Here is a 2,791-nt window from a genome sequence, read left to right on the forward strand (position 1 = left end):
GAGCCGCTGCGGCGGCAGCGCGGCGACCGCCGCCAGCAGCGGCAGGCCGTCCCCGGCGCCGGCCGCGGCCGGGCGGCCCTCGCCTGCGGCGCCGATGCCGCGCGGGGTGCGGACCACGAAACAGGGCCGTTCCAGCTCGGCCAGCACCTGGTAGACGCCGGCCGGGTCGGTACTGGGGTACTGCTCCCCCTGCCAGAGCAGTGGTGTCTGCGGGTGGTTCATGTCGGTTCGCTCTCCTCGGACAGGGGTGGTCAGGCGGTTTCCGCAACGACCTCGATCGCGACACCGGTGAGCTCGTAGATGCGCAGGCCCGGCTTCCACAGGTCGGCGTCGGCGATCACGACGACCCGGCCGGCCTCCCGGCGGACCTCGCGCACGTGCACGTCGAAGCGCAGTTCCCGGTCGTGCCGCAGGATCTGGCCGCGGTACTTCCAGGCCGTCTCCACGTCGGTGGCGAGCGCGAAGCGCGGGCGCTCGATCCCCTCGGCCAGGCCCTGCTCCAGCACGAACAGCCGCAGCGCCTGCAGCACCGCCTCGACGCCGAGCGAGCCGGGCATCACCGGGTCGCGGTGGAAGTGGCAGTCGAAGTACCACTCGTCGGGGCGGACCTCGCGGTGGCCGTGCAGGTAGCCGAGACCGTGCCGGCCGCCGTCGGCGACCAGGTCGACCCGGTCGACCAGGTCGAAGTGGCCGCCCGGCAGGTGCAGCCGGCCGCCCGCCGGGTCGGTGAACGCGGCCGCGCCGCCGCCGAGTTCGATCCGGCGGACGCGGTCGGCGGCGGGCTGCTCCTGGTCGATCCAGGGGGCGACGTACTTCCCTGCGTCCAGGCCCGCCTGGTTGGCCAGCGCCGCCTCGCTGAAGTAGCCGAACAGCGACTCGCCGGTGTAGAACACCTCGCCGTCGGCGGAGAGTTCGTAGCTGAAGTTCTGCAGCACGGCGCCCTGGACGGCGCTGGTCATCAGCAGCTTGGAGTGGTGGCGGATGGTCTTGCCGCGCAGGTCGACGTCCTTGACCAGGGTGGCCCGGCCGTCGAGGTTGCGGATCGCGTACTCGGTCTGCGGCTGCTTGAGGGTGGCGCCGAGGTAGTAGCCGAGCAGGATGGCGGCCTGCAGCGAGGTCTCCATCAGCACCGCGTTGGGCACGTGCGGGTGGGAGTTGTGGGTGTAGTACCAGGCGTCGTCCGGGGAGTCGTACTCGGTGACCATCTCCGAGCCGGGGCCGAGCTCGCCGCGGGTGCCCTTCAGCGACATGATCCGGTCGACGAACTGGAAGTCCCCGTTGGGGATGTAGGGCGCCCGGTGGTCGGCGTAGACGTCGAACTCCGGCCCCATCGCGGTGCCCAGGTCGCCCTTGGCGGCGTGCGCCAGGTGCAGCTCGTTGATCATCGCGGGCTCGCCGGAGCGGTTGCGCCGCCCCAGGAAGGCGGGCACGCCGCCGGGTTCGGGACGGTACGGGGTACCGTCCTTCTCCCGGATCTGGATGCCGAAGTTGCGCATCCGGATCACCGGCTTGTCGCCCAGGTACACCAGGATGTCCGCGACCACCGAGGGGCGCGGGAGCATGGTCAGCTCCATCACCTCGATCTCGTACCGGATCTCCCGGTGCGCGGGGGTGATCTGGCCGCGGACCTGGACCTCGGTCTGCAGGCCGATGATGGTCTGGAAGCGGGCGTCCGGCAGCACCAGGTGCATGCCCTGGTGCAGCAGGTACGCCTGCAGCGCCTGCACCGCGCCCTCGGCGACCATCGAGCCGGCCAGTACCGGGTCGTCCGGGAAGTGGCACTCGAAGTACCAGGCGTCCGGCTGGAGTTGCTTGTGCGCGGTGAGCGCGCCGAGGCCGCGCGGGCCGCCGGTGCGGTCGATCCGCAGCCCGTCGATCATCCGCAGCCGGGCGTCCGGCAGCCGCAGCGCCGGGTTGAGGCCCTCGTCCTGGGCGTGCTCGGGGCCGAACACCTCGCGGGGACGGCCCTGCGCGAGCAGTTCCAGGTCGGCGGCGTCCAGATGGTTCTTCGCGGTCCGGGCCAGCGGCTTGAACCAGGTCCTGGTGAGCGCCGCCCGGGCGGCCTTCTCCTTCTCGGTGATCACCACCCCGAGCGGGGTGTCCAGCTCGGCCTGGCTGAAGAACCCGGCCGAGGCGTCCTTCAGCTCCAGGATCAGCTCGCCGTCGGCGTAGCAGAGGTAGCTGAAGAAGAAGAGGGTGGTGTCGCCCTGGGTGACGAAGCGGTTGATCGAGATGTCGTAGCGCAGGGTCTGCCCGGCCCGCGGCAGGTCGCCGTGGAACACCAGGGTGGAGTCCAGCAGCCGGTAGACCCGCTCGCCCTTGTTGCGGAAGTCGATGCCGAGGTAGCTGATCAGCAGCAGGTCGCACTGGCCGGCCTCGATCGCGACCGCCGGCGGCACCCCGTCGTCGACGGTGTACCAGGCGTCCTCGGGCACGTCGTACTCGGTGCGGATGAAGGACGGCCGGTAGACGCCGGTCTCCGCCCGCAGGTCGGTGACCCGGGTGACGAAGTGGTACGGCGGCGCGGGCAGCCGCACCCGCTTGCCGTAGCCGTCGATCTCGGCGAAGGCCGGGCCGAAGACCGCGGCCAGCGAGCCGGTGGCGAACTCCAGCAGGTCGGCCTCGTCCCAGATCACCCCCTCGGCCTTGGCCGGGGCGGGCTCGGGCGCGGGCACGGGCACCGGCGTGGGCGCCGGCGCCTGGGCGGGCGGGAGTTCCGCCCGCGGGGTGAACCCGACCGCCTCCGGCGCCGGGGCGGGCGGCAGGCCGGCGCTCTGCGCGGGCGGCCCCT

General features: G+C 72.4%; 2 pseudogenes. Both read right to left on the reverse strand.

What is annotated here, in order from left to right:
• A pseudogene (locus AA75_RS15340) lies at positions 1-222 on the reverse strand (2-nitropropane dioxygenase); the annotation flags it as partial.
• A 29-nt stretch (positions 223-251) separates the two neighbouring features.
• A pseudogene (locus tag AA75_RS15345) lies at positions 252-2,791 on the reverse strand (hypothetical protein); the annotation flags it as partial.

Origin of the sequence: Kitasatospora sp. MBT63, assembly GCF_000710465.2 — a bacterium.
Lineage (GTDB): Bacteria > Actinomycetota > Actinomycetes > Streptomycetales > Streptomycetaceae > Kitasatospora.